The following is a 1,145-nucleotide window of genomic DNA, read 5'->3' on the forward strand; positions in this document are numbered from 1 at the left end:
AATCATACAATCTGTGTGAACACTCATTGACTCTCGTCAACAAGACAACGTCGCTTTTGGTAAGGAGGTGATCCAGCCCCAGGTTCCCCTAGGGCTACCTTGTTACGACTTCACCCCAGTCATGAACCACAAAGTGGTAAGCGTCCTCCCGAAGGTTAAACTACCTACTTCTTTTGCAGCCCACTCCCATGGTGTGACGGGCGGTGTGTACAAGGCCCGGGAACGTATTCACCGCGGCATTCTGATCCACGATTACTAGCGATTCCGACTTCATGGAGTCGAGTTGCAGACTCCAATCCGGACTACGACGGACTTTTTGGGATTCGCACACTCTCGCAAGTTAGCTGCCCTTTGTATCCGCCATTGTAGCACGTGTGTAGCCCTACTCGTAAGGGCCATGATGACTTGACGTCGTCCCCACCTTCCTCCGGTTTATCACCGGCAGTCTCCCTAGAGTTCCCACCATTACGTGCTGGCAACTAAGGATAGGGGTTGCGCTCGTTGCGGGACTTAACCCAACATTTCACAACACGAGCTGACGACAGCCATGCAGCACCTGTCTCACGGTTCCCGAAGGCACTAAAGCATCTCTGCTAAATTCCGTGGATGTCAAGAGTAGGTAAGGTTCTTCGCGTTGCATCGAATTAAACCACATGCTCCACCGCTTGTGCGGGCCCCCGTCAATTCATTTGAGTTTTAACCTTGCGGCCGTACTCCCCAGGCGGTCTATTTAATGCGTTAGCTTTGGAGCCCACGGCATATAGCCACAAACTCCTAATAGACATCGTTTACTGCGTGGACTACCGGGGTATCTAATCCCGTTTGCTACCCACGCCTTCGCGTCTCAGTGTCAGTTATTGGCCAGGTGGTCGCCTTCGCCACCGGTATTCCTTCAGATCTCTACGCATTTCACCGCTACACCTGAAATTCTACCACCCTCTACAAAACTCTAGCCTGCCAGTTCCAAATGCAGTTCCCAGGTTGAGCCCGGGGCTTTCACATCTGGCTTAACAAGCCACCTACACGCGCTTTACGCCCAGTAATTCCGATTAACGCTCGCACCCTCCGTATTACCGCGGCTGCTGGCACGGAGTTAGCCGGTGCTTCTTCTGTCGCTAACGTCACAGCAACGTGCTATTAACACG

General features: G+C 52.7%; 1 rRNA gene. It reads right to left on the reverse strand.

From position 1 onward, the window contains the following. Nucleotides 1–60: 60 nt before the first annotated feature. Nucleotides 61–1,145 (reverse strand): 16S ribosomal RNA (locus Q4519_RS21590); the annotation flags it as partial.

The sequence above is a fragment of the Motilimonas sp. 1_MG-2023 genome, from assembly GCF_030547455.1.
Taxonomy (GTDB): domain Bacteria; phylum Pseudomonadota; class Gammaproteobacteria; order Enterobacterales; family CBDFNC01; genus Motilimonas.